Source organism: Paenibacillus sp. FSL H3-0321 (genome assembly GCF_038002865.1).
GTDB lineage: Bacteria > Bacillota > Bacilli > Paenibacillales > Paenibacillaceae > Paenibacillus_AQ.
This window is the reverse complement of the sequence record NZ_JBBODH010000001.1, coordinates 3182902-3206253: the sequence shown is the minus strand read 5'-3', so window position 1 is coordinate 3206253 and position 23352 is coordinate 3182902. Positions and strand designations below refer to the sequence as shown.

Genomic DNA, 23352 nt, shown 5'->3' with positions numbered 1-23352 from the left:
CCCGCGATACCCGTTAGGGCAGCGCTTGAGCTGTCCTTGCGGAATTACGCTTCTTAGGGGCTGAAGACTAATGATAAAAGTGCTGATTGTAGATGACGAGCCCAAGCTGAGGGAAGGGATGCGTACACTGATCTCTTGGGAAGAGCTGGGTTACACCGTAGTGGCGACGGCGGCAAACGGATTCGAGGCGCTTGATAAGTTCCATAGCTTTGCTCCCAAGCTGATTGTCGCAGATATTCGCATGCCGGGAATGGACGGTCTGGAGCTGATTAATGAGCTGCGCAAAGAAAACGCTAACTGCCATGTGATTATTCTTAGCGGTCATGCTGACTTCGAATATGCCAAACGGGCGATCTCCTATCATATTGACGGATATTTGCTGAAGCCGGTCGACGAAGAGGAATTGATCTCCTATCTTCATGATCTGCGTGTCACGATAAGTCAGGAGGAGCAATTGAGCCAGCTTCAGACAGATTTCCCGGTACGAAGCAATGAAGTGCTGCTGCGCGAGCTGCTTCAGCCGCGCGAGAATGGTTTTGACACGGCAGAATCAGCAGCCGGGCTGGGGCTTACGGGGTGGAGCTGTGAAATTGTACTGCTGGAGCTGAAACGGGCGCAGAAAGGCGAAGACGGAAGTGAAGATCGTGTGCGCAGCTTGCTGGAGCAGCATTGGCCGGCAGAGGAAGCATTGTTCTTCACCTTGCCTCCATATATGGGAATCCTGTTGAAGGAACCGCTCAAGGACGGGGATGCCCGCACAGCATTGTGGAATGACCTCAATAGAGTTATTTCCAAAGAGGGATTGGATTTTCATGCCGCTTCCGGAGGCGGAGTTGCCGATCCGGAGCTGGCAAGCCAGTCTTTTTCCGCAGCCCGCGAGCTGCTGGAGTCAGCTTTTTTCGGACGCAGAGAGATTCTTCTGAGCGGACAGCCAGATGAATGGCTGGTTCGGATCGATGAGACTGAGGACATTGAGGAATCGGAACGCGATGAAGAGATGGAGCTGCTGCTTGCGATTGAAACCGGGAGTAATGAAGCCATTAAGGCACTGGTCGGGCAGATCATCCGCAAACTTGTTGCTATAAAACGCAATGAGACGTATATCAAAGATAATCTGATCCGGATCATGAGCAGTACGATTGCCCGCCTGGAGGCAGCTACCCCAGACATCCGTTCCTTTATTGCGGGCAATCCTTCTCCCACGGGGGAAGTATACAGCAGTTATTATCTGAGCGATATCGAGAATATGGCAGGGATTTACCTGGAGCAAATTTCGAAGCAGATGAACAGTGGCGGAAAGGGCGATGAGATTAAACGGATCACCGATTTGATCCAGCGCCGCTACAATGAGAACTTGAAGCTGGGGATGCTTGCGCAAATATTTAATTATAACAGCGCCTATCTGGGTAAAATGTTCAAGAACCAGATGGGCGAGCATTTTAATACCTATCTGGACAAGGTGAGAATTGAGAAAGCGAAGCAGTTTCTGACACAGGGCATGAAGGTGTATGAAGTTGCTGAAAGAGTCGGGTATATGAATTCCGATTATTTTAACGCCAAATTCCGCAAATACGTCGGGGTATCCCCAACCGCCTACCGCAAGGATAATTAATCTTGGCCAGCGCACTTGCCGAACGGTTAACGTGAGCATTATGATAGACAGGCTGTTCCCTATCTGCGGCAGATGAGGGAGCGGCCTGTTTGCCATGATTCGGGTGAACAGATTAGGGGAGGAGGGAACGTTATGAAAAATCTGGTGCGGATGATCAATAACATGAAGCTGAAATATAAGTTCATTCTGTTCTACATTGTAGTCGTTATGATTCCTGTACTGATTATAGGCATTGCCCTAACCGGGTATTTTCGCGGGGCTGCCTTGGACAGAGCCATTGATCAGGCAACCAATAATTTGGAGAAAATCAAAAGTCAAATGTCGAGCAAGCTTCGTGTGCCTACAGATATTTCGAATCTGCTTTATTTTGACAAGGATTTCAAGACTCTCGTCACAACGAAATATCCCGATATTTTGGAGCTGACGAAGGCTTATATAAACTTTACAGATTTCAAGGATTATATATTGCAGTATCGCGAACTCTCCAACATCCGTTTCTTTATTGATAACCAGACGCTGGTTGATAATATGTCCATCGCACCCCTGACTCCGGAGATTGAATCCAGATCATGGTATCAGAAGGTTGTCGGGACCAAAGGAATACACTGGCTGTACATCCCTGATAAAGAGGAATATAAAACCAGTGAAAAAGGAACGATTAATAAGTTAAGTCTCATCCGGCAGGTCCCTTATTCAGAGTACAAAAAACCCGGTGTATTAATGGTGCAGGTAAACCCCGATGAGCTGAACGGAATGCTGTACCAGGAGCCCTTTGAAACGATAATCATAGATGAGCAGGGGTACATTACTGCCGCCAAGAACCGGGAGCTCGTAGGGACTACGCTGGATGCCTTTGATATCGATATAGACTTGAGTACGAAAACTAAAGGCGTGTTTAGAACAATGGTGAAGGGTGAAGACTCCTATGTTATTGTCGATGAGATGACTCCTTCGTTTAGCATCAGTCAACTGAAGGTGATTACCGTATTTGAGCGAAACAGCATTCTTAGCAATGCGAATAAAGTGAGTGTTCTGGGGCTGCTGATCATCGTCGGAGTGCTGCTTGTTGCGCTGGTGCTTGTCTATACCATTTCTTTATTGACGACCAACCGCCTGCTCCGGCTCAGCCGCCAACTGAATCAGGTGGCCTTAGGCAATCTGAACGTAGTCTCCCATATCGACGGGACGGACGAAATCGGACAGCTGTCACGGCAGTTTAACTATATGGTGGGAAGCATAAACCGGCTGATTGCCCAAGTTATGGAGAGCAATGAGAAGAATAATAAACTGGAAATCGCCCAGAGAGAAATTAAATTGAAAATGATGGCCAGTCAGATTCACCCGCATTTCCTGTTCAATGCCCTGGAGTCCATCCGGATGAATGCCCATCTTAAGGGAGAGAAGGAGATCGCCAATATCGTCAGACTTCTCGGAAAGCTTATGCGCAAAAATCTGGAGGTAGGCAGAGAACGTGCGCCGATGAAGGAAGAGATTGAAATGATCCGCTCCTATTTGGAGATTCAGAAATTCCGGTATGAGGACAGGCTGATGTTTGAAATAGATTTTGACGCCCAAGCCTCCGATATCCTGATTCCGCCGCTGATCATCCAGCCGCTGGTGGAGAATTCCGTTGTCCACGGACTGGAGAATAAAGAAGGAACGGTTAACGTGCGGGTGAGTGTCGTTTTGTCTGATGGTGCAATACAAGTGCTTGTGTCAGATGACGGTGCAGGGATGACAGAGAAGCGGTTATCCGAAATTTTGACGGTAATTGCCCAAGCTGAGGAAGAGCAGCGAAGCCGGATCGGTCTGCGCAATGTGCACCAGAGACTGGTCTTGTATTACGGGGAGAAGCATGGACTGAATATCGAAAGCGAAGAAGGAAAGGGCACAACAATATCCTTTTCCATCCCGCGTGATAGCGATTTCAGACAGTAGGTTGTTGAATGTCTAATTTACACAGGATTTTACGTGAAATCTGTCGGGTATTCGCTTACATTTGGGTGCGGTATGATATGAATATAAAAACGAAGGGGGAATAATGGACGTGAAAGCGCTCACTGAAAACGGTGTTACAGCAAATGAAAGCGTAACCCCCCACCCACCTAAGAAGCGGAAAAACGGATTTTGGAGTAGCGTACTGCAGCAAAAGTACTTGTATCTGATGTCTCTTCCTTTCGTGATCTGGGTATTCATTTTCAGCTATGTGCCCTTATGGGGATGGTTGATGGCATTTCAGAAATATAAACCGGCCAAGTCGTTTGGGGATCAGAAGTGGGTTGGATTGGATAACTTCAAAGAACTCTTCCACGATGAACGCTTCTACCTTGTGCTAAGAAACACACTTGCAATGAGTGGTCTAGGATTGGTGTTTGGTTTCGTTGTTCCGATCTTGTTCGCCGTACTGCTCAATGAGCTGCGGGGAAACGTCTTTAAAAGAACGGTCCAGACCGTATCTTACCTGCCTCACTTTGTATCCTGGGTTGTTGTAGGCGGGATTGTCTACAAGACACTCGCGATCGACGGAGGGATCGTGAACGATTTGCTGATCTGGCTTAATGTCATTGATGAGCCGATCCAGTTCATGGCTAAAGGTAAATATTTCTGGGGAATTTTAACTGCAGCCGATATATGGAAAGAAACTGGCTGGAATGCAATCATCTATTTGGCAGCGATTACAGGGATCGATAAAGAGCTGTATGAAGCGGCAAAAGTGGACGGGGCCGGAAGAATCAAGCAAATGTTCAATATTACATTGCCGGGTATCCGCACGACAATCACGGTTCTCCTGATTATGTCCATTGGACACCTTGTCGGTATCGGCTTTGAGAAACAGTTCCAGCTGCAGAACAACCTTGTTACCGATTATTCGGAAGTACTGGATTTGTATGCGCTTAAATATGGTATTCAAATAGGACGCTTCTCCTATGGTACCGCAATCAGTATGTTCACCTCAGTAGTCAGTGTGATCTTGCTGCTTGTCGCTAACGGTGTAATGAAGAAAATTACTAAAGAAAGCATCATGTAAGGAGGGGATCTTAAGTGAGCAGCAAAGCTTTTCAAATGTCAAAGTCTGAACGTGTATTCGACATCTTCTTGTACATCTTTCTAGGGTTGGTCATGATTGTGACTCTATATCCCTTCCTGAACGTGCTGGCGATTTCCTTCAATGAATCTACAGACACCGTTCGAGGCGGCATATATATTTTCCCGAGAGCCTGGACGCTTGAGAACTACGAACGGATCTTCAGTTATACAGGTCTGATTCAGGGTTTCAAAATCTCGATATTGCGGACCGTTTCCGGTACAATTCTCGGACTTGCAAGCTCAGCCATGCTGGCGTTTACGCTCAGCCGTCCGGATTTCCGGGCAAGAAAATTTGTTTCGGTATTCCTGGCACTGACAATGTACTTCTCCGGCGGTATGGTGCCTATGTACATTCTGATGAAAGATTTAAATCTGATCGGAACGTTCTGGATCTACATTTTGCCGGGTGCGGTTTCCGCGTTCAACGTATTCGTCATCCGTTCCTTTATGGATGGTCTGCCATACGCCCTGCAAGAGTCCGCTAAGCTGGACGGAGCCAATGACTTCCTGATTTTCTACAAAATCATCTTGCCGCTCTGTAAGCCGGTACTTGCAACAATCGCACTCTTCCTGTCGGTAGGACAATGGAATGAATGGTTCACAACCTATCTGTATAATGGTAACAAGCCGCATCTAACGACACTCCAGTATGAACTGATGAAGGTGCTGTCGAGTACGAACCAGGGCAGCGGCATGGCCAATGCCAACGATTTGGCCCAGCAAATGGCGCAAATTTCACCAGAGTCCATCAAGATGGCTATCACCATTGTAGTAACGGTACCTATTCTTGTAGTGTATCCTTTCCTGCAGAAGTATTTCGTAAATGGTATGACACTGGGAGCTGTAAAAGCCTAATCCCTGCTAGACAGGGCTAGGATAAGAGGGACGTATTTCTGGCAGGAAAATTGCCAAGCAGAATTACGTCCTGGCTTATCCGTTAAATGAAAGCGCTGGATTGGATTTATTATTATATCGCATTTGCAAGCGCTAACAATGGTATATACAGGTTTAACCTGATATGCATAGATGAACTAATACAAATTATCAAGGGGGATACACAAATGAAAAGCAAGAGCATTAAGACTGCTTTTACGCTCATGCTCATGAGCTCTATGCTGATCGCAGGCTGTGGCGGCGGCAACAACAACAAAAATGTTATCAACACTCCTGCCGACAATGGGGCAAAAAACACCGGCAACAATGCTGCTGACGATACTGCTATGGATACAAGCCCTTTTACTATCTCATTCTTTGGTGGGGATGCCAGTCCAAACTGGAACAAAATGCAGGATGATGTGGGTAAAGTAATTACTGAGAAAACTGGTGTAACGATTAATGCAGAGTTTGATGTAGGCAGCGGCGGCGGCGATCAAAAAATCCCTATGATGGCTGCCAGCGAAGATGTTCCTGATTTGATCTTCGCCAAAGGAAATCTTAGTATCCTGGTGGATGCCGGTCTGGTTATTGATCTGACCGACCTAATTGATAAATATGCTCCGAACCTGAAAAAAGTATATGGCGATAACATGAACCGTCTGAAATACAGCCTGGATGACCAGAGTATCTATCAAATTCCTACAAACATGGGCGTCGGCCAGCAATCCTTCGACGCAACAGGAGGATTTGAAATTCAACACCGCGTACTGAAGGAATTGGGCTATCCTGAAGTGAAGACCTTGGCCGACTATGAAAAAGTGCTGAAGGATTATGTGGCGCTGCATCCGGAAACCGATGGACAGCCTACGATTCCGCTTACGCTGAATGCCGATGACTGGAAGATCATGATCACGGTTACAAACCCTGCCTTCACTACAACAGGTGCACCGGATGATGGTGAATATTATGTCGATCCGGAAACTTACGAAGCAAAACTTCACTACAAACGCCCTGAAGAAAAAGAATATTTCCGTTGGTTGAACGGCATGTACGCTCAAGGTCTGCTTGATAAAGATGCCTTCGTACAAAAAGACGACCAATATAAAGCCAAAGTGGCCAGCGGCCGTGTGCTTGGTCTGATCTCCCAGGAATGGGAATATTCCGATGGTGAAAATGCTCTGAAAGCAGCCGGTAAAGATGAGTACACTTATGCTCACTTCCCTGTAACCCTGTCTGAAGAGTATAAAGATCATTCATTCATGTCAACAGGTATCGACGGCTATGGTCTTGCGATTACAACTGCAGCTAAAGATCCTGTCCGGATCATCAAATGGCTGGACTGGATGTCTTCCGATGAAGGCCAGGTTTTGAGAAGCTGGGGGGTTGAAGGCAAGCATTACACTGTAAATGCAGATGGCAAGCGTGAAGTTCCAGCTGAAATTTCAAACAGAAAAGCCAATGATGCCGCTAACTTTGCTAAAGAAACTGGTATCGGGCAATATCTGATCTTCGGTGCACGTTATGGCGATGGTGTGAAGGATTCTACTGACAACTATTACACTGCAACCTTCCCGGAAGAAATCGTAGCTGCTTACTCCGAAGCTGAGAAGGAATCGCTCAAAGGCTACAACGCTACAACATGGAAAGATCTGTTCCCTAAAGAAGATGAATTCCCAGTCAAAGATACCGGCGCTTTGTACAACATGCCTGTTCCAACTGACGGTCAATACCAAGTAATCTTTAATAAGACTCGAGATATCGTGCGCAAACGTATTCCAGAAGCGATCCTGTCTAAACCGGCTGACTTCGATAAAGTATACGATGCATTCCTTGTTGAACTGGACAAAGCCGGTGCTCAGGATATGGAAAAAGAGTTTACAGAACTCGTGAAAAAGAGAGTATCCCTGTGGACTGGAAAAGATTTGTAAACAGCAATTCTCCTTGTAAACAAAACTAATGCAACAGCAAGGACCCGACATTTGTCAGGGTCTTTTGCTGTATTTTAAACTCTTAGGGAGGCGGGAAAATGAACAAAGAGACTCAGGAGCATCCTTGGAAATTAATATACAACCAGCCTGCGGCAATCTGGGAAGAAGCACTGCCGCTTGGCAACGGACACATGGGTGCTATGGTATTCGGAGGCACAGCCAGGGAACAAATTCAGCTGAATGAGGACACGTTATGGTCCGGCTTTCCCCGGGATACCAACAATTATGAAGCGCTCCGATATTTGAAAAGAGTGCGCGGTCTGGTGACGGAAGGCCGTTATGCGGAAGCTGAAGAAACCATTAACGCCCGCATGCTAGGCGTAAATACGCAGGCCTATCTGCCGCTGGGAGATCTTTACCTGGAGCATGACGGTGCGGAGAATTTCAGCCACTATCAGCGTGAGCTGGATCTGGACAGCGGGATTGCCAAAGTATCCTATCACACGAAGACTGGGGAATTTACCCGCGAAGCCTGGATTAGTGCACCTGACGGCGTTTGTGTCATTCAGGCCAAGAGCAGTGTTAAGGGGGGCCTTCAGCTTGCACTCTCTTTGGACAGCCTGCTGAAGCACTCCGTAGAGCTAAAAGGAGGAAACGGGCTTGTCCTTAAGGGCAACTGTCCTACACATATTGCGGATAATTATCATAAGGATCATCCGGGTGCCATTCTGTATGAGGATGGGCTGGGTCTAACGTTTGAGCTTCACCTGCAGGTAATTCTCACAGGAGGAAGCGTAGAGTACACAGATGGCAAACTTGTTATATCAGGGGCGGATAGTGCGCAGCTGCTTCTTGCTGCCGGCACCGATTATGAAGAGCTGAGAAGCAGAGCATCCCATCTCAAGAAGCGCAGTACCGCAAAGAATGGAAACAATCTCAGCCTGGCAGAGAGCTGCGAAGCAAGACTGGCGGCGGCAGCAGCCAAGTCCTATGAAGAACTGCGGGATCGTCATACAGAGGATCACAAACGAATCTTCCGCCGGGTCGACATGGATCTCGGCGGGCGGGAGAGAGACGGATTACCCACTGATGAGAGGCTCATGAAGTATAAGGCGGGACAGGAAGACCCTGCACTTGAAGCGCTGCTGTTTCAATATGGCCGCTATCTGCTGATGGGAAGCTCCCGTACCGGCACGCAGGCTGCTAATTTACAGGGGATTTGGAACCACCATTTGACACCGCCATGGAATAGCAATTATACAACCAATATCAATACCCAAATGAATTATTGGCTGGCCGAGGTTGGCAATTTAAGCGAACTCCATGAACCTCTGATCGATATGATCCGGGAGGTCAGTGAAACGGGAGCCCGGACGGCGGCAGTTCATTACGGAGCCCGTGGCTGGGTAGCCCACCATAATGTTGATCTGTGGCGCAGTTCTTCTCCTTCAGGCGGAGATGCCAGCTGGGCATTCTGGCCGATGGGCGGCGTGTGGCTGTGCCGCCATTTGTGGGAGCATTACAGCTTTAATCCTGACGCTGCTTATCTGGCAGAGACTGCTTACCCGCTCATGAAAGGGGCAGCATTGTTCTGCCTTGACTGGCTGGTGGAAGGTCCGGACGGTCTTCTGGTAACGAATCCGTCCACTTCGCCGGAAAACCGGTTTATGACGAAAGATGGCCAGCCGTGCAGTGTCTCAATGGGCTCCGCGATGGATATGAGCTTAATCCGCGAACTGTTTGAGCATTGCCTCCATGCTGTGCGGATTCTGGGCGTGGATTCCGAATTTCAGCAGCAGCTGGAAGAAGCGCTCTCCCGGCTGTCTCCGCTCAAGATCAGCAATGACGGACGCCTGCAGGAGTGGAACGAGGATTTCGCCGAATCGGAACCGGGACACCGTCATGTATCGCATTTGTATGGACTATATCCGGGAGAGTTCATCAATGGGCGGGATACTCCAGAGCTGTTGGAGGCAAGCCGTTTATCACTGCAGAAACGGATCACCTCGGGAGGCGGACACACCGGCTGGAGCTGCGCTTGGCTGATTAACCTTTATGCACGGTTGAAGGATGGGGAGGCCGCTTACGGCTTTGTCCGCACGCTTCTGTCCCGCTCGGCTTATCCTAACCTGTTTGATGCCCATCCGCCTTTTCAGATTGACGGGAATTTCGGCGCGGCTGCCGGCATCGCAGAAATGCTGCTGCAGAGTCATCTGGGTGAAATCAGCTTGCTTCCCGCACTGCCGGACGCTTGGAAGAACGGCAGCGTCAAAGGACTTAAGGCCCGGGGCGGCTATGAGCTGGATATCGAATGGCAGAACCATAAACTGGTTTCTGCAGTCATTGCTGCCAGCCGGGATGGAATTTGCCGCTTGAATTATCAGCAGCAGGAACTTAAGGTACAGCGTTCTGACGGCACCCTATTGCCGGCAGGGAATGCCCTGGAAATGAAAGCGGGAGAAGTGTACCTGGTAACGGTTTGACGATCCATGACCCAATGATGCATAATAATAAATTGAATCGAAGAGACACTGCCCCCTGGCAGAGATTATCTGCGGGGGCAGTTTTTTTGCGTGCATCTATATAAGATGAACTTGAAAATCTAATGTTCAACTTATATAGGAGCTTTCACTCCAAAAAAGCCTTATCCTCCGGGTGTGTCGGGCCGATAATAGTGAATATGAAGCTTTTTGGCGGAATAAATTAAGCTAACGTGGGGTTTAAGGTTGTGCGGAGTAAATGTTCAGCATCTACTATAAAAGTATAAACCAATAAGTGGGCTATTACTTACAGCAGGGGGCACAGAAGCGATATGGGAAAGAAGAAACAACTGCCGTTGATGAAGGCTATTCTTGGAGGAATGCTGGTTTTTGCTGCGTTGCCGCCTGGTCTCTATTGGAGCTGGGGGCAGGCTTATGCTGCCGCTGATTCAGCATCGCTGCGCTCGGTAACTGAAATGACGCAGAAGCTGACCGCTGCGATGAATAACCGCAGAGAGACCATAACCTTTGCTTATCAGGGGAAGACATCCAAGTTGAAGGCCCAGGTACAAAGTGCGATAGATCAGGCGATGGGCAGCGACCCTTATCTATACTACACCATTGACAGTTACGCATTTTCCTACCGGGGGAGCAGCAGCTCGGCTAATGTGACGGTACAGGTGGAATACCGCGAGACGCTGCAGCAGACAGCTTTTGTAAATAAACAGGTAAAAGAGATCTTGAAGCAGATCATACTGCCGGGAATGAATAATCACCAGAAGATAAAGGCTATTCATGATTGGGTCGTGCTGCATCTGAAGTATGATAACTCCTACAGCAAATACACCGCATATGAAGGACTTCAGAGCGGCAGTGCGGTATGCCAGGGGTATTCGCTCCTGACGTATAAACTATTGCTGGGCGCGGGGATACCCAATAAAATCGTTGAAGGAACGGCGAAGGCGGAAGGGAGAGCTGCCCAGTCGCATGCCTGGAATCTGGTGCAGCTGGAAGGGCGCTGGTACCACCTGGATACCACCTGGGATGATCCGACGCCAAATAAGGAAGGCGCTCTCAGCACGGCTTACTATATGAGAACCGATGCTCAGATGCGCCTTGACCACAAGTGGACCAAGTCATACCCTGCTTCATCTGTCGGCTATGCTCAAACGTTGTCTGAGCTGATCAGCCGCGGGGGCCCAAACGTGGCTGTATATCAGGAGCTTGAGCGGAAGCTTGACTACAGTCTGTATCAGGAGGATTTGATTGTCAGCTCCGGCTCAGAGCTAATGCTGCTTGCCAAACAGGCCATTGCCTCCGGCCAGGCGTCCTTGTTGTTCCGCTACGACGGCAGCGAGAAATCGCTGAAGGCTGATCTTCAGGAGCTGTATGCGCTTGAAATGGACCATCTTTCGTACAACAGCTCACCCTTCGACAACACGGGGGATCTGAAGGTATATGTGACTTGGGAATAATAATTACAGAAAAGGGATGCCCCTCGCCATTTGGCGAAAGAGGCATCCCTTTGTTGCGTGAATAGGCGGTAACAGGTAGAATCCGCATAAATCGAGAAAGGATTCTACTCTGCGTGTGTGCTGAGATCGCATTTGTCGAGAGGGATGAGGCTGCTCTTTCTGAACCAGCCATAGCCCAGCCAAATCAAGAGGAATAGTGGCAGGCTGATATAAGAGACCAGAATACCGTACCAGTCGATCGAATCGCCTGTGAAGGCGCCCATATTCTGTCCGAATACGGCAATCAGACATAACGCGAAGGCAAACAGCGGGCCGAACGGGAACCATCTGGCCCGGTAAGGCAGCTCATCGAGTGAATGTCCCTGCTTCACAAAGGCGCGGCGGAAGCGGTAGTGGCAGACGGCAATCCCCAGCCAGTTGATAAATCCGCACATCCCCGAGGCGTTAAGCAGCCAGTTGTACACAGCGCCGTCGCCGAAGAATGAGGCGAGGAAAGCCAGCATACCGACGGCGGTGGTTACGAGAAGGGCACCTACAGGCACGCCGCGGCGGTTCAGCTTGCCGAGGGCGCGCGGAGCCATGCCATCCTTGGCCATAGCGTACAGGACGCGGGTGGAGGCGTACATCCCGGAGTTTCCGGCAGACAACACGGAGCTCAAGATGACAGCGTTCATGACGGAAGCGGCAATGGCCAGCCCTGCTTTATTGAAGACGATAGTGAAGGGGCTGACACCGATATCATCAATGCCGCCACGCAGCAGATCGGGATTCGTGTAAGGAATCAGCAGGCCGATCACGAGAATGGCGAAGATGTAGAAAATCAGAATGCGCCAGAATACCTGACGGATGGCGAGTGGAACATTGCGGCGCGGATTCTCGCTCTCTCCCGCGGCAACACCGACCAGCTCCGTGCCCTGGAAGGAGAATCCAGCGGCCATAAACACACCGACAAAGGCGAAGAAGCCGCCGTGGAACGAGCTGCCTCCGAGCTGGAAGTTGCTGAAGCCTACGGCTTCACCGCCCATGATGCCGAAGATCATGAGTACACCGACCCCCAGGAAGACAATGACCGTGATGATCTTGATAATCGCAAACCAATATTCTGATTCGCCGTAGCCCCGCGAAGAAAGGAAGTTCAGGCCGAACATCAGCAGCAGGAACAGGAGACTCCAGAGCATCGAGGAACTCTCGGGGAACCAGTATTTAATGATGACGGTTGCTGCAGACAGCTCGGCGGCAATCGTAACCGCCCAGTTATACCAGAAATTCCAGCCAATGGCGAAGCCGAAGGCAGGGCTGACGAACCGGGTGCCGTAGGTGCTGAAAGAACCGGAATCCGGCAGATAGGTGGCCAGCTCTCCAAGGCTGGTCATTAGGAAATAAACCATAATACCAACCGCTGTATAGGCCAGAAGCGCTCCGCCCGGGCCGGATGAGGCGATGGCACCGCCGCTGGCCAGGAACAGACCTGTACCGATTGAGCCGCCTAAGGCGATCATTGTTAAATGCCTTGCCTTGAATGTTTTGCGCAGTGCCGTGGGGGCAGTGGAGCTGCCGTGACCCGCAGTCTGCTGCTTATCTCGCTTAGCTTGCATGAATAGGACACTCCTTCAGATGATCATGTTTCTGTTCATGAATAGGGAGTGCTGAGTCGCCGCCTTCCCTTTATAAGGAAGGGGCATCCTGAAAGCGCAAAAAAAACCGCAGACGGATTCTGCGGTTTCCTGTATTACAGCTCCGCATCATACTCCCTGTTAAGATAGCGCAACACAGTGGCGGCCCGCGGTTTCTGACCGGCGGTGCACTGTGACAGTTCCGTGCCTTTCGGCGACGGCCCCAGTCTTGCAGCTGACAAGAGCGGCTGCAGAGACTTCGGCGGATATTCCTTTCGGCGGCGTTTCACAGACGGCTCTTTAACGTCTCCACGCGCGTACTCTTAATATTCGCGACCTCTACCTCATCTTAGGTATGATGAGGCTATCTTTATACTATGAACACAACAGGAATTAGTATAATGCAACTTGGCATCGCAAGCAATGACAAATATAGGGATGTTGGCGTCAGTTGCGGCGGCGCTCCGACATCTGCTGCCAGACGGTTCCGGCAGCTTCTTCACCGGAGGAGATGCGTTCCAGCGCCATTCTGGCCTGGAGGCCCACCTCGAACTCCGGATCGTCCGCTGCTGCCTTCAGTGCCTCTTCGGCTTCAGCTGTGCCGACCTCGTAGAGGAAACGTGCAGCCCGCCAGCGGACAAGCTTGCTGGCATCTGTCAGCGACGCCGTCATCACCGGCGTCGCTGCCGGATCGCCGATGTCGGAGAGCGTATCGCCGGCCGTGCGCCGCACCGCCGGGGCGCTGTCTCTCATCGCCTCGTACAGCAGCTCCATCGCCTCGGGCGTGCGAAGGTCGCCCAGGTACACGACCGCAAGCCTGCGGAGCTGCAGCTTGGGGTCGTGCAGCGCCGTGCGCAGCTCCGGCAGGAGCTCTGCCGTAGGCAGAAGGTCCTCCAGCGCGGCGTAGCGCACGCGCCAATCCTCATGCTTCAGGTCTCGCAGCAGCTCGGCCTGATCCTTCTTCTGCCGCTGCTCGATGAACTCGCCGGCGGTCCCGTGCGCGATGGCCTGCTGCACGAGCGAGTCGAGGCGTTCCTGCGGATACGCCGCTTCCAGCTCCTGCTCCACCTCGCGCGCAATGTCGGCCGGCTCGCCGTAACGCACGCCGTAATCGGTGAGCTTGCGCTCCTTGATCATCACGGCGCTGGCCACATCCGTTACCGCCTGCGTGAAACGGGCGGCAAGGGCAATGCGCTCCTCACTCGCGCCCGTCTTGACGCGGATCTGAATCGGGATGCCGCGGAACATCTGCACGAATACCTGTGATTCTCCGAAATGGGCACCTGCATTCTCATCGGCGAGGTCGAAATCCGCGCTTAGGCCGTCAGTGCCGAAACGGCTCTGCACCTCGCGGAGGATGGCCGCCCAATCGGCGCTGCCTTTGCGTTCAAGCGCGGCGAAATCGGCAGCATGATAAATGCTGGTGACGCCTGGAATGCTCAGCATATCCCGTGCCCAGGAGGGCGCGGTGCGCTGGCTTTCCGGTGTATAGGTCCGGCGTATTCCGGGCTCCAGGCTTTCATCCAGATGAAGCTTCATCGTATTTGGACTTGGAGTCGGTTCAATAAATGTGATCTTCATACGTTAGGCTTCCCCCTTGAACGGCATTCGTGCCGTGTTCTTTACCCGCATTTTACATCATTTCATGCCTCAAATCCAAAAGGGTTACCGGGGCAGCCGCTTAAGTCCAGGCGGAAGTGGGTAAAATTTGTACTAAATGTAAGGGCGTCTGGCCGGACACGCAGAGGTTCATCGCTGCATTCAAGGTGACTGCAGCCCTACTTTGCCTTTGGAATTTTGCAAATGACTATGCGGAATCATATAGTAAAGCTATTGAGCTTGCCCTGTAGTTCTTCCGGCAAGCCTTTTAAGGAGAGGTGCTGGAATGGCTAAAATCCGATACAATAACGTCGATAATGTCAGTACAGACAAAACGCTTAAGGAATTCCGCCAGTGGCGCGAGGAGCGCCGCCGCAAGAAGAAGGATTATACCTATAAAGTGCCAAACCATCCGCCGCAGGTATCTTATCTGGCCGGGAACCGGCTGGAGACCACGATTACCTGGATCGGGCACTCGACTTTTTTTCTGCAATATGAAGGGATGAACATTATTACCGACCCGATATGGGCGCGGCGGCTCGGCTTTGAGAAACGGATCGGCCAGCCGGGCATCCCGCTGGGTGAGGTTCCGCCGGTTGATCTGATTCTGATCTCCCACTCTCACTACGACCACCTCCATATTGCCTCCATCCGCAAATTATACCGGGCAGGTACAACGCTCGTAGTACCTGTGGGCCTGAAGCGGAAGATGCTGCGCAAAGGTTTCGCCAACTGCCTGGAAATGCAGTGGTGGGAGGAGCTCACGCTGGGGGCGGTTAAACTTACATTCGTACCGACCCAGCACTGGACCCGGCGGACGCCCTTCGATACGAATTCGTCTCATTGGGGCGGCTATGTGCTGGAGCCTGCCGACCCCGGCAAACACCCGAAAGGGGAGGGGGACGGAGCAAAGCCGAAGCTTCCGCCGAATCTATATTTTGCCGGGGACAGCGGCTTCTTTCCGGGCTTTAAGGAGATAGGCAGCCGGTTTAAGCTCCATGTCGCCCTGATGCCGATCGGGGCCTACGAGCCGGAGTGGTTTATGAATTCACAGCATGTGAATCCCGAAGAGGCGGTTCAGGCCTTTATAGATGTAGGAGCAGAATTGATGATCCCGATGCATTTCGGCACCTTCCGGCTGGCTGACGATACGGCGCGGGAAGCGCTGGACCGGATGGAGCTGGCCCGCGAGGCTCAAGGAATCCGTGCAGAGCGTATCCGCACATTGGGTTACGGTGAAACATTGGTGGTGCATCCCGAAGAGCGTGATTCCCGCCAATAGCCCGGCCGGGCAAGCGGCGAGCGCGGATTTTCCCGCAATTCGGCCTATTTGATGTTGGACGCTATACGGATCTCTGTATTTTGCCCGGAAACGGCCAGTTTGCTCTAAAAAGACGGCAAAGCAGTTCCTTCTTGGGCCTCTTTTGCTTGATTTTATGCTATAATGAGCCGAAACCCTAAGTGAAAAGGATGGTAATGCTTAATGATTAGCACAAGCGGCGTAACACTCCGCTACGGAAAACGCGCACTATTTGAGGATGTAAACATAAAATTCACACCCGGTAACTGCTACGGTTTGATCGGAGCGAACGGGGCCGGCAAATCGACGTTCCTGAAAATTTTGTCCGGTGAAATTGAAGCAAATATCGGGGACGTGCATATCACCCCCGGTGAACGACTGGCGATACTGAAGCAGAACCATTTCGAGTACGATGAATTTTTGGTGCTGGAAACGGTAATTATGGGGCATACCCGTCTTTATGAGATCATGAAGGAGAAGGATGCGCTGTACGCCAAAAGTGATTTCACAGAGGCTGACGGACTGCGCGCCGGTGAGCTTGAAGGCGAATTTGCCGAGCTGAACGGCTGGGATGCCGAGCCGGATGCGGCGGCCATGCTGATCGGTCTGGGCATTATGCGTGAACTGCATGACAAGAAAATGGCCGAACTCAGCGGCAATGAGAAGGTACGGGTATTGCTTGCACAAGCCCTGTTCGGACGCCCGAATAACCTGCTGCTCGATGAGCCTACCAACCACTTGGATCTTGAGTCCATCGGCTGGCTGGAGAACTTCCTCATGGATTACGAAGGCACCGTCATCGTCGTATCCCATGACCGTCACTTCCTGAACAAGGTATGTACACATATTGCGGACATCGACTTTGGCAAAATTCAAATGTATGTCGGCAACTACGACTTCTGGTATGAGTCCAGCCAATTGGCCCAGGCCCTGCAGCGCGACTCGAACAAGAAGAAGGAAGACAAGATGAAGGAGCTGCAGGCATTTATCCAGCGTTTCTCGGCCAATGCCTCCAAGTCCAAACAAGCGACTTCGCGTAAGAAGCAGCTGGAGAAAATTACTTTGGACGACATACGTCCCTCCAACCGGAAATATCCGTTCCTCAACTTCAAGCCGGAACGTGAAGCAGGCAAGCAGCTGCTTACCATCAGCGGGCTGAGCAAATCCGTTGAAGGCGAGAAGCTGCTCGATGAAATCAGCTTTGTGGTGAACAAAGGGGATAAGATCGCTTTTGTAGGTCCATATTCACAGCCTAAATCACTGCTGTTTGATGTCATCATGGGTGAGAAGGAAGCGGATGCCGGTGAATATGCATGGGGAGTAACAACAACCCAGGCCTATTTCCCGAAAGACAACTCCAGCTATTTCGACGGGGTAAACATGAACCTGGTAGAATGGCTGCGCCAATATTCCAAGGATCAGGATGAAACCTTCCTCCGCGGATTCCTCGGCCGGATGCTGTTTGCCGGTGAAGAAGCGCTGAAGAAAGCAAGCGTCCTGTCCGGAGGCGAGAAGGTCCGCTGTATGCTGGCCAAAATGATGCTGAACGGTGCGAATGTGTTAGTGTTTGATGAGCCTACCAACCACTTGGATCTGGAGTCTATCACGGCACTGAATAACGGGCTGATTGATTTCGACGGAACCATTTTGTTCACTTCGCATGACCATCAGTTCATCCAGACGATTGCCAACCGCATCATCGAGATTACCCCTACCGGAGTTATCGACCGCTCGATGAGCTATGATGAATATCTGGAGAACCCGGAAATTAAGGAAATGCGCCAGCGCATGTATCCTGTGGAAGCTTAAGAGATAACTGAAAGAATGAACAGTAATTCGTTCATAGCAAAACGGCTGCGTTACCCCTTATGAGGGATAACGCAGCCGTTTATGTTCAAATATAGTGTGAAATGCGACTTGCACATGCCAGAATTCCTAAGAACCACCTGTGCGGCGGCGCTGATTGTTTGGCTTCTTGTTATTTTGACTCTTTAGCGGCTTCGCTGAACCGGCTTGAAAGGAAGAACCCGGTTTAGCGGATGACTGCTGTTTCTTCTGTTCCAGCTTCTGGCGGATGGCATCAGCCAGGTTGATCTTTGGTTTATCATTACTTTCGCTCATTATGTTAACCCCCTTATAAAGCAAGTCCTTTACTTTATTCTAATTGTTTTTAAATGCAGTCACAAGGGCAAGAATAAATCAAAGCATGATTTACCGGAGGGGCAGTAAAGAAACCGGGTATAGGGGGGACAGGAATTGGCCGATATTTATGAAGATATACGCAAAGGTGAACGGGGGGCCTTGATCAGCATTATTGCTTATCTTATTCTGTCCGCCTTAAAGCTGGTCAGCGGGTACTTGTTCGCTTCCAGCGCGCTGCTTGCAGACGGATTCAATAATCTGACGGACATTGTCGCTTCACTTGCGGTACTAATCGGGCTGCGCATCTCGCGGAAGCCGCCTGACTCGGATCATACGTACGGGCATTTCCGCGCCGAGACCGTAGCTGCATTGCTGGCATCCTTTATTATGGCTATGGTCGGAATTCAGGTTATTGTAGAAGCGGTCCGGTCTTTATTCGAAGGAGCCAAGGAGGTGCCGCAGCTTTGGTCAGCAGGTGTGGCGGTACTGTGTGCGGTTGCCATGATGGGGGTCTATATCTATAACAAGCGGCTGGCGAAGCAGATTAACAACAGTGCACTCATGGCTGCGGCTAAGGACAATTTTTCCGATGCAATGGTGAGTATCGGTGCTGCTGTTGGGATCGTTGGCGCACAGTTCGGACTGCCGTGGATCGACTCCGCTGCTGCGGTTGCTGTCGGTCTGCTGATTTCCAAGACAGCTTGGGATATTTTTCGTGATTCGACATACCGGTTGACTGACGGCTTTGATGAAGATAAGCTGCTGGATTTGCGCAGCACGATTGCCCGGACGCCGGGTGTGGAAGGGATCAAGGACCTCAAGGCCCGTGTTCATGGAAATCATGTGCTGGTGGATGTTGTCGTGGAAGTGGATGCCGAAATTACCGTATTGGAAGGTCATGAGATCAGCGATTCCATTGAAGATAGAATGAGCAAATTGCATAATATAATGAATGTGCAGGTCCATGTAGAACCTAAAGGTTAAAAATTCTTAATTTCTTCTAGTTATCTGTAATTTCCACCAAATCCAAGGAGAATTCAAGACTATAGACCTGGTACTTACCATAAAGTGGCAAGCTTTTTTGTGAAATTTGGAGCATGTTCCAATTCCCGGCTAAGCCTATAATGAGGGCAGAAAGCAACAAACGTAGCGCGCGCCGTTGTTGATTTTCTCATTTTGCTAAGCGGGGGAACGCTATGATCACATCACATAAGCAGATTGCAGCAACGTTACTGGTCTCAGCATCACTTGCAGTATCATTGGGAGTTTTCAGCCCGCAAAAGGTGCAAGCAGCTTCGGTTTCTTCAGATTTCGCAGTGACAGCAACATCTGGATTAACCGGTACTATACAATCTTCAGTTCGTCTGCGCACGAGCGCTTCCACAAGCGGTAGTGTGCTTCGTTATTTAAACGAAGGTGAACAGGTAACAATTGTGGAACAAACGAACAGCTATTGGTACAAAGTCAGAACTTCGGATGGAACCGTTGGTTATACCAGCGCGGGAGAGCAGTATATTCGAGTGGGTTCGGGATCTGGAAATACATCTTCCGGACAGACAGGGGTTATACAAGCTTCGGTCCGTCTTCGGGAACTGCCTTCTACAAGCGGAAAAGTACTGGGGTATTTAAATAGAGGCGATCAAGTAGCTATTCTGGAACAAACGAACAGTTACTGGTACAAAGTAAAAGCTGCAGACGGAACTGTAGGCTATACAAGTGCTGCAGACCAATATATCTCGGTAGGTGGCGAAACGTCTACTCCAGCACCAACACCAGTGCCGACACCAGCACCGAATCCAACACCAGCGCCAGCGCCAGATCCAACGGCTCCGTCACAATCAGCAGTGATTGAACGGGTCATTGCCGCGGGCATGGGTTATCTTGGAACTCCTTATGAGTTCGGATCAAGCAGAAGCAACACGAGCACTTTCGATTGCTCCGACTTTATCCGGCAGATCTTCATAGATGCAGCTAATTTGAAACTGCCTGCTGATTCACGTCAACAGGGAGCCTGGGTACAGCAGAACAGCAACACTGTCACAGATATTTCAGGCCTGAAACGCGGGGATCTGATGTTCTTCATGGATTATAAAGGAAATTCAGCTTCTGCTTATGCAGGCATCGACAAATCTGCGGCAAGAATTTCACATGTAGCCATGTATCTGGGTGACGGACAAATGCTGCAAACGTATTCCGTATCTTCAGGCGGGGTACGGGTAGATAAATTAAGCGCTTCTTGGGTGAACCGTTTCCTTTACGGAGGTTCGGTCATCCGCTAAATATAAATGTATACAGGAAGCGACAGCATCGCAAGTTTGTGACGGGTGAACTAGGGCGGATGTTTTGTGGGGCTATCCCATCAGTAGAATTTTCTGCTGAGGGATAGCCTTTCCTGTGTTTAGGGCATGCAAGAAAAAAAGCCTGTCAGGACTTTTGGATGTCCGCAGGCTGTTTTACTATACACCCTCGTATGGGCGTATCTATACTAAAAAGGCAAGTCCCCGCATGGCTATGTATGAGTTTGGGAGCGGGGCGCTGCTCGTAAAACTGATTTATGGAGTGATTACATAAGCGGAGGCGGGAACCTTAATCCAGCGCATGCCCAACCAGGTGTATATCTCTCTCCATTCATTGCCGTTTGAGTCAACCAGGATATTTCCTGTAGTGTCAAGGGTTTGAGCGCCGAGAAAACCCGTGGCAACGGGGCTGTTCATGGAAGCGTAGAAAGGTGTTGCTTTTGTCAAAATAATCTGAGGAGTTGCTGGTCTAAGGTCTGATTGTGTGATTACTGTCTCAAACCGGGGGCTGTAAGTCGTTTCCGTTACAGTTGTTGTGTTGGTTACTTCTGCAGCTGAAGCCGTTGCGGCTATGGAAGCCATAAGACCCATTGCTACTGTTAAGCTGGCTAATTTTTTCATTGTGATTCCTCCCAGAGTTGGTTTTGGTTTTGCGTATATTTACCATGTTTGCGATGTGTTAATAAGCATGTAAACAAAAAGTGGATACAATGAACCAACCCCTTTATTTTTTATGAAAACTATCGTGAACAGAGGAATGAAGGCGACTTACGGGTGACAATCCGTGTGGAAAGGCCTATACTTTCTGCATGGTGAATATGATGTATGGAGGAAAAAGGGAGGGAGGAATCTCTGGCATAATCATACAGCGGCAACCGCTATACATAAATCAGACCCGAACTCCTTTTCGGAGTCCGGGTCCTTTAGCACCTGTAATGTGATGTGGTTTTTAATGTTCTTTTACAGTTACAATGATCTTCCTCTGCGTCCTGTAAAGAGCGAAACTATGAACAGCACGAGGAAGATAAAGAACAATACTTTAGCGATTCCTACTGCCGCCCCTACGATATTAAAGAAACCGAATACACCGGCAATCAATGCAATTACCAGCAGAATTACTGACCATTTCAACATGTGATGTCATCCTTTCTGTATGGTGATGTAGTCATTGTTTAAACGGGTCTCTCCCCTTTGAAACAAAATAGGAGAGGTAGTCTTTAAGTCGCTTGACAAGCTGTTTCGGCCAAAGTAAGTAAGGGTAACTATGCAGTATCAAGGCAGAGCAAGCCGACATTTATGATTTGGAAGGGGTTTTCGTAATGATCATTGAACTTAGCGTTGCACTTGTTGCGATTGCATTCACCGTACTCGTTTTCTTTTTAATTAAAACCTTAAAATCAGCGAAAGAATCCCTCGACAAGGTCAGCCAGACTCTGCAGGAGGTCCAAAAGACGGTAGATGAGCTTACTTATGAAGTGAAAACAACCGTCAGACATGCCAATGATATTACGGCCGACGTCCAGGGCAAGATTCAAAAGATCGATCCTATTATGGATTCAGTGAAAAATCTTGGCGATGTAATGAACGAATTGACGCTTACCGTGAAGCAGGTATCCGTGACTGTGATTGAGAAGTACCGGAAATCACGCGAGCTTAAGGAGAAAGCCAAAGCCGTCTCTGTAGAAGATGCTCCGCTGACACCTGCCGAAGAACGTACAGTAAAATCCTATGATGCCGCATATGCCAAAAAAGGTCCGGGGAAAATAGGAATGGCGCTTAAAGGCGTAGACGCTGCAGCTGCTATATGGCAAAAATTTCGACATTAACTAAGTAGGCGGCAGTGAGAAAGGCGGGATGATTTCATGAACATTGTCATTCTTTTGCTAAGTCTTCTCTCTCCATATTTAACACCGTCTCCGCAGAAGGAACATGTTCCTGCCGCCCTTTTTTACATGCAGCCGCCAGTGGTGCTGGCCATTGAACGCAGTATGGGGGTAAGCCCTTATATCAGCAGCTTTAATTCTTTGGCGGGGGCATCCCTTTATATGTCGGAGGAAGAACTGCTGCTGGCTAAAGGTTCGCCGCTTAGTATTGCTCCTGATCCCTGGCAGGAATGCCTGGAGTATCAATACGCCGATATGTCGGCAGGAGTTTGTGAAGGGGCCGTGCTGTATGTTCACGTAACGCCGGCACAGGCCGGGCAATACGGGTTGCAGCTGAATGAAGAAAAACTGGATCCGGCGCGAAACAATTTTCAAGAGCTGCTGGGAACCCCTGATTTTGTAGCTGAAGACGGCGATGTCTATTTAAGAGGAAGCGCTGCGCTGAAGATTTACCGCAATCCGCAGACAGGGGAATGGGAGGGTATTGATTTATTTGATGGAAATTCCTCCTGACCTGTTTCACGGTCCGTTATTAAGGTTAATGAAGGAACAGTTGTCTTATCAGGCATTATCCTCATTAATCTAACCATAGGAGCGTGATTTCATGGATTCAATCGGTACACAGGCGTATGCCAAGCTGCTGGAAAATGGTGTTCAGGCGATCGAAGAAGTGAATCGGCTGCGCAGCAGCGGCTATTCCAGAGATGACATTTATGTCATTAGCCACGATCAGGACCGTGAGGGCCGTATCGTTGATGCTGCAGATACTAATGAGGTAAGTCTCAGTGAAGAAGGGTTATTTGGCGCGATCGCCAATCTTTTCCGTTCGCGGGGGGATGCGCTCCGTTTCAAAATTACTTCGCTGGGTTTTAGCAGCGCAGAAGCTGGCTTCTACGAGAAAGAGCTTGATTCAGGCAAGGTTCTCGTCATCGCTAAAAGAAACCCGCAATAAACGCCGGTTTGTTGTATGAGAACCTATAGCCCGATAGCGTAACCTCCAGCTCCACTATAATTAGTGGGGCTGGAGGTTACTTTGTTGAATGCTGATACAATATATTAC

At 49.9% G+C, this 23352-nt stretch carries 19 protein-coding genes and 1 riboswitch; of the genes, 14 read left to right on the top strand and 5 right to left on the bottom strand.

Annotated elements, in window-relative coordinates:
- Positions 1-70 precede the first annotated feature (70 nt).
- From MHI45_RS14090 to MHI45_RS14060, 7 genes are all read left to right on the top strand, one after another.
- Positions 71-1612 carry a response regulator transcription factor gene (locus tag MHI45_RS14090; protein WP_076113317.1) on the top strand — a complete coding sequence of 514 codons (1542 nt, stop codon included), beginning with the start codon at positions 71-73 and terminating at the stop codon, positions 1610-1612.
- A gap of 132 nt (positions 1613-1744) precedes the next feature.
- Complete coding sequence (locus MHI45_RS14085; protein ID WP_076113318.1) at positions 1745-3550, top strand: sensor histidine kinase; 1806 nt, start codon at positions 1745-1747, stop codon at positions 3548-3550.
- Between the two features lie 103 nt (positions 3551-3653).
- Complete coding sequence (locus MHI45_RS14080) at positions 3654-4640, top strand: ABC transporter permease (protein ID WP_144024445.1); 987 nt, start codon at positions 3654-3656, stop codon at positions 4638-4640.
- 14 nt (positions 4641-4654) lie between these two features.
- Positions 4655-5554 carry a carbohydrate ABC transporter permease gene (locus MHI45_RS14075; protein ID WP_179091837.1) on the top strand — a complete coding sequence of 300 codons (900 nt, stop codon included), beginning with the start codon at positions 4655-4657 and terminating at the stop codon, positions 5552-5554.
- Between the two features lie 206 nt (positions 5555-5760).
- Positions 5761-7503, top strand: coding sequence for an ABC transporter substrate-binding protein (locus tag MHI45_RS14070; RefSeq protein ID WP_076113319.1), 1743 nt, complete (start codon positions 5761-5763; stop codon positions 7501-7503).
- Positions 7504-7601: 98 nt separating this feature from the next.
- Complete coding sequence (locus MHI45_RS14065; protein WP_076113320.1) at positions 7602-9986, top strand: glycoside hydrolase family 95 protein; 2385 nt, start codon at positions 7602-7604, stop codon at positions 9984-9986.
- Positions 9987-10315: 329 nt separating this feature from the next.
- Positions 10316-11458, top strand: a complete 1143-nt coding sequence (locus tag MHI45_RS14060) for a transglutaminase domain-containing protein (RefSeq protein ID WP_076113321.1) — start codon at positions 10316-10318, stop codon at positions 11456-11458.
- Positions 11459-11562: 104 nt separating this feature from the next.
- On the opposite strand, the gene MHI45_RS14055 is transcribed toward MHI45_RS14060, so the two are convergent.
- Positions 11563-13053 carry an amino acid permease gene (locus MHI45_RS14055; RefSeq protein WP_076113322.1) on the bottom strand — a complete coding sequence of 497 codons (1491 nt, stop codon included), beginning with the start codon at positions 13051-13053 and terminating at the stop codon, positions 11563-11565.
- A gap of 157 nt (positions 13054-13210) precedes the next feature.
- Positions 13211-13421: riboswitch (Lysine riboswitch) on the bottom strand.
- Between the two features lie 97 nt (positions 13422-13518).
- Entirely contained in the window at positions 13519-14652 is a 1134-nt protein-coding gene (locus tag MHI45_RS14050) for a virulence factor (RefSeq protein ID WP_341119159.1), read from the bottom strand.
- Positions 14653-14956: 304 nt separating this feature from the next.
- On the opposite strand from MHI45_RS14050, the gene MHI45_RS14045 reads away from it, so the two are divergent.
- Both MHI45_RS14045 and MHI45_RS14040 read left to right on the top strand, forming a co-directional pair.
- Positions 14957-15952, top strand: a complete 996-nt coding sequence (locus MHI45_RS14045) for an MBL fold metallo-hydrolase (protein WP_076113324.1) — start codon at positions 14957-14959, stop codon at positions 15950-15952.
- A 201-nt stretch (positions 15953-16153) separates the two neighbouring features.
- A complete protein-coding gene (locus MHI45_RS14040; RefSeq protein WP_076113325.1) occupies positions 16154-17779 on the top strand; it encodes an ABC-F family ATP-binding cassette domain-containing protein in 1626 nt (541 codons plus the stop codon).
- Between the two features lie 126 nt (positions 17780-17905).
- Here the strand turns inward: MHI45_RS14040 and MHI45_RS14035 are convergent, their stop codons facing one another.
- Positions 17906-18091 (bottom strand): hypothetical protein, encoded by a 186-nt coding sequence (locus tag MHI45_RS14035; RefSeq protein ID WP_038596607.1) that lies wholly within the window; start codon positions 18089-18091, stop codon positions 17906-17908.
- A 135-nt stretch (positions 18092-18226) separates the two neighbouring features.
- On the opposite strand from MHI45_RS14035, the gene MHI45_RS14030 reads away from it, so the two are divergent.
- Positions 18227-19096, top strand: a complete 870-nt coding sequence (locus MHI45_RS14030) for a cation diffusion facilitator family transporter (RefSeq protein WP_076113326.1) — start codon at positions 18227-18229, stop codon at positions 19094-19096.
- Positions 19097-19308: 212 nt separating this feature from the next.
- The gene (locus MHI45_RS14025; RefSeq protein ID WP_076113327.1) at positions 19309-20391 is read left to right on the top strand and encodes a C40 family peptidase; all 1083 of its coding nucleotides are present in this window, start codon (positions 19309-19311) and stop codon (positions 20389-20391) included.
- 273 nt (positions 20392-20664) lie between these two features.
- Here MHI45_RS14025 and MHI45_RS14020 read toward each other — a convergent pair whose 3' ends face one another.
- Positions 20665-21030, bottom strand: a complete 366-nt coding sequence (locus MHI45_RS14020; protein WP_038596602.1) for a hypothetical protein — start codon at positions 21028-21030, stop codon at positions 20665-20667.
- A 345-nt stretch (positions 21031-21375) separates the two neighbouring features.
- Positions 21376-21543 carry a DUF1328 domain-containing protein gene (locus MHI45_RS14015; RefSeq protein ID WP_038596600.1) on the bottom strand — a complete coding sequence of 56 codons (168 nt, stop codon included), beginning with the start codon at positions 21541-21543 and terminating at the stop codon, positions 21376-21378.
- 185 nt (positions 21544-21728) lie between these two features.
- On the opposite strand from MHI45_RS14015, the gene MHI45_RS14010 reads away from it, so the two are divergent.
- From MHI45_RS14010 to MHI45_RS14000, 3 genes are all read left to right on the top strand, one after another.
- On the top strand, positions 21729-22235 hold the full coding sequence (locus MHI45_RS14010) for a DUF948 domain-containing protein (protein WP_076113328.1): 507 nt from the start codon (positions 21729-21731) through the stop codon (positions 22233-22235).
- 36 nt (positions 22236-22271) lie between these two features.
- Complete coding sequence (locus tag MHI45_RS14005) at positions 22272-22805, top strand: hypothetical protein (protein ID WP_076113329.1); 534 nt, start codon at positions 22272-22274, stop codon at positions 22803-22805.
- 91 nt (positions 22806-22896) lie between these two features.
- Positions 22897-23244, top strand: a complete 348-nt coding sequence (locus tag MHI45_RS14000) for a general stress protein (protein WP_038596595.1) — start codon at positions 22897-22899, stop codon at positions 23242-23244.
- Positions 23245-23352: the final 108 nt, after the last annotated feature.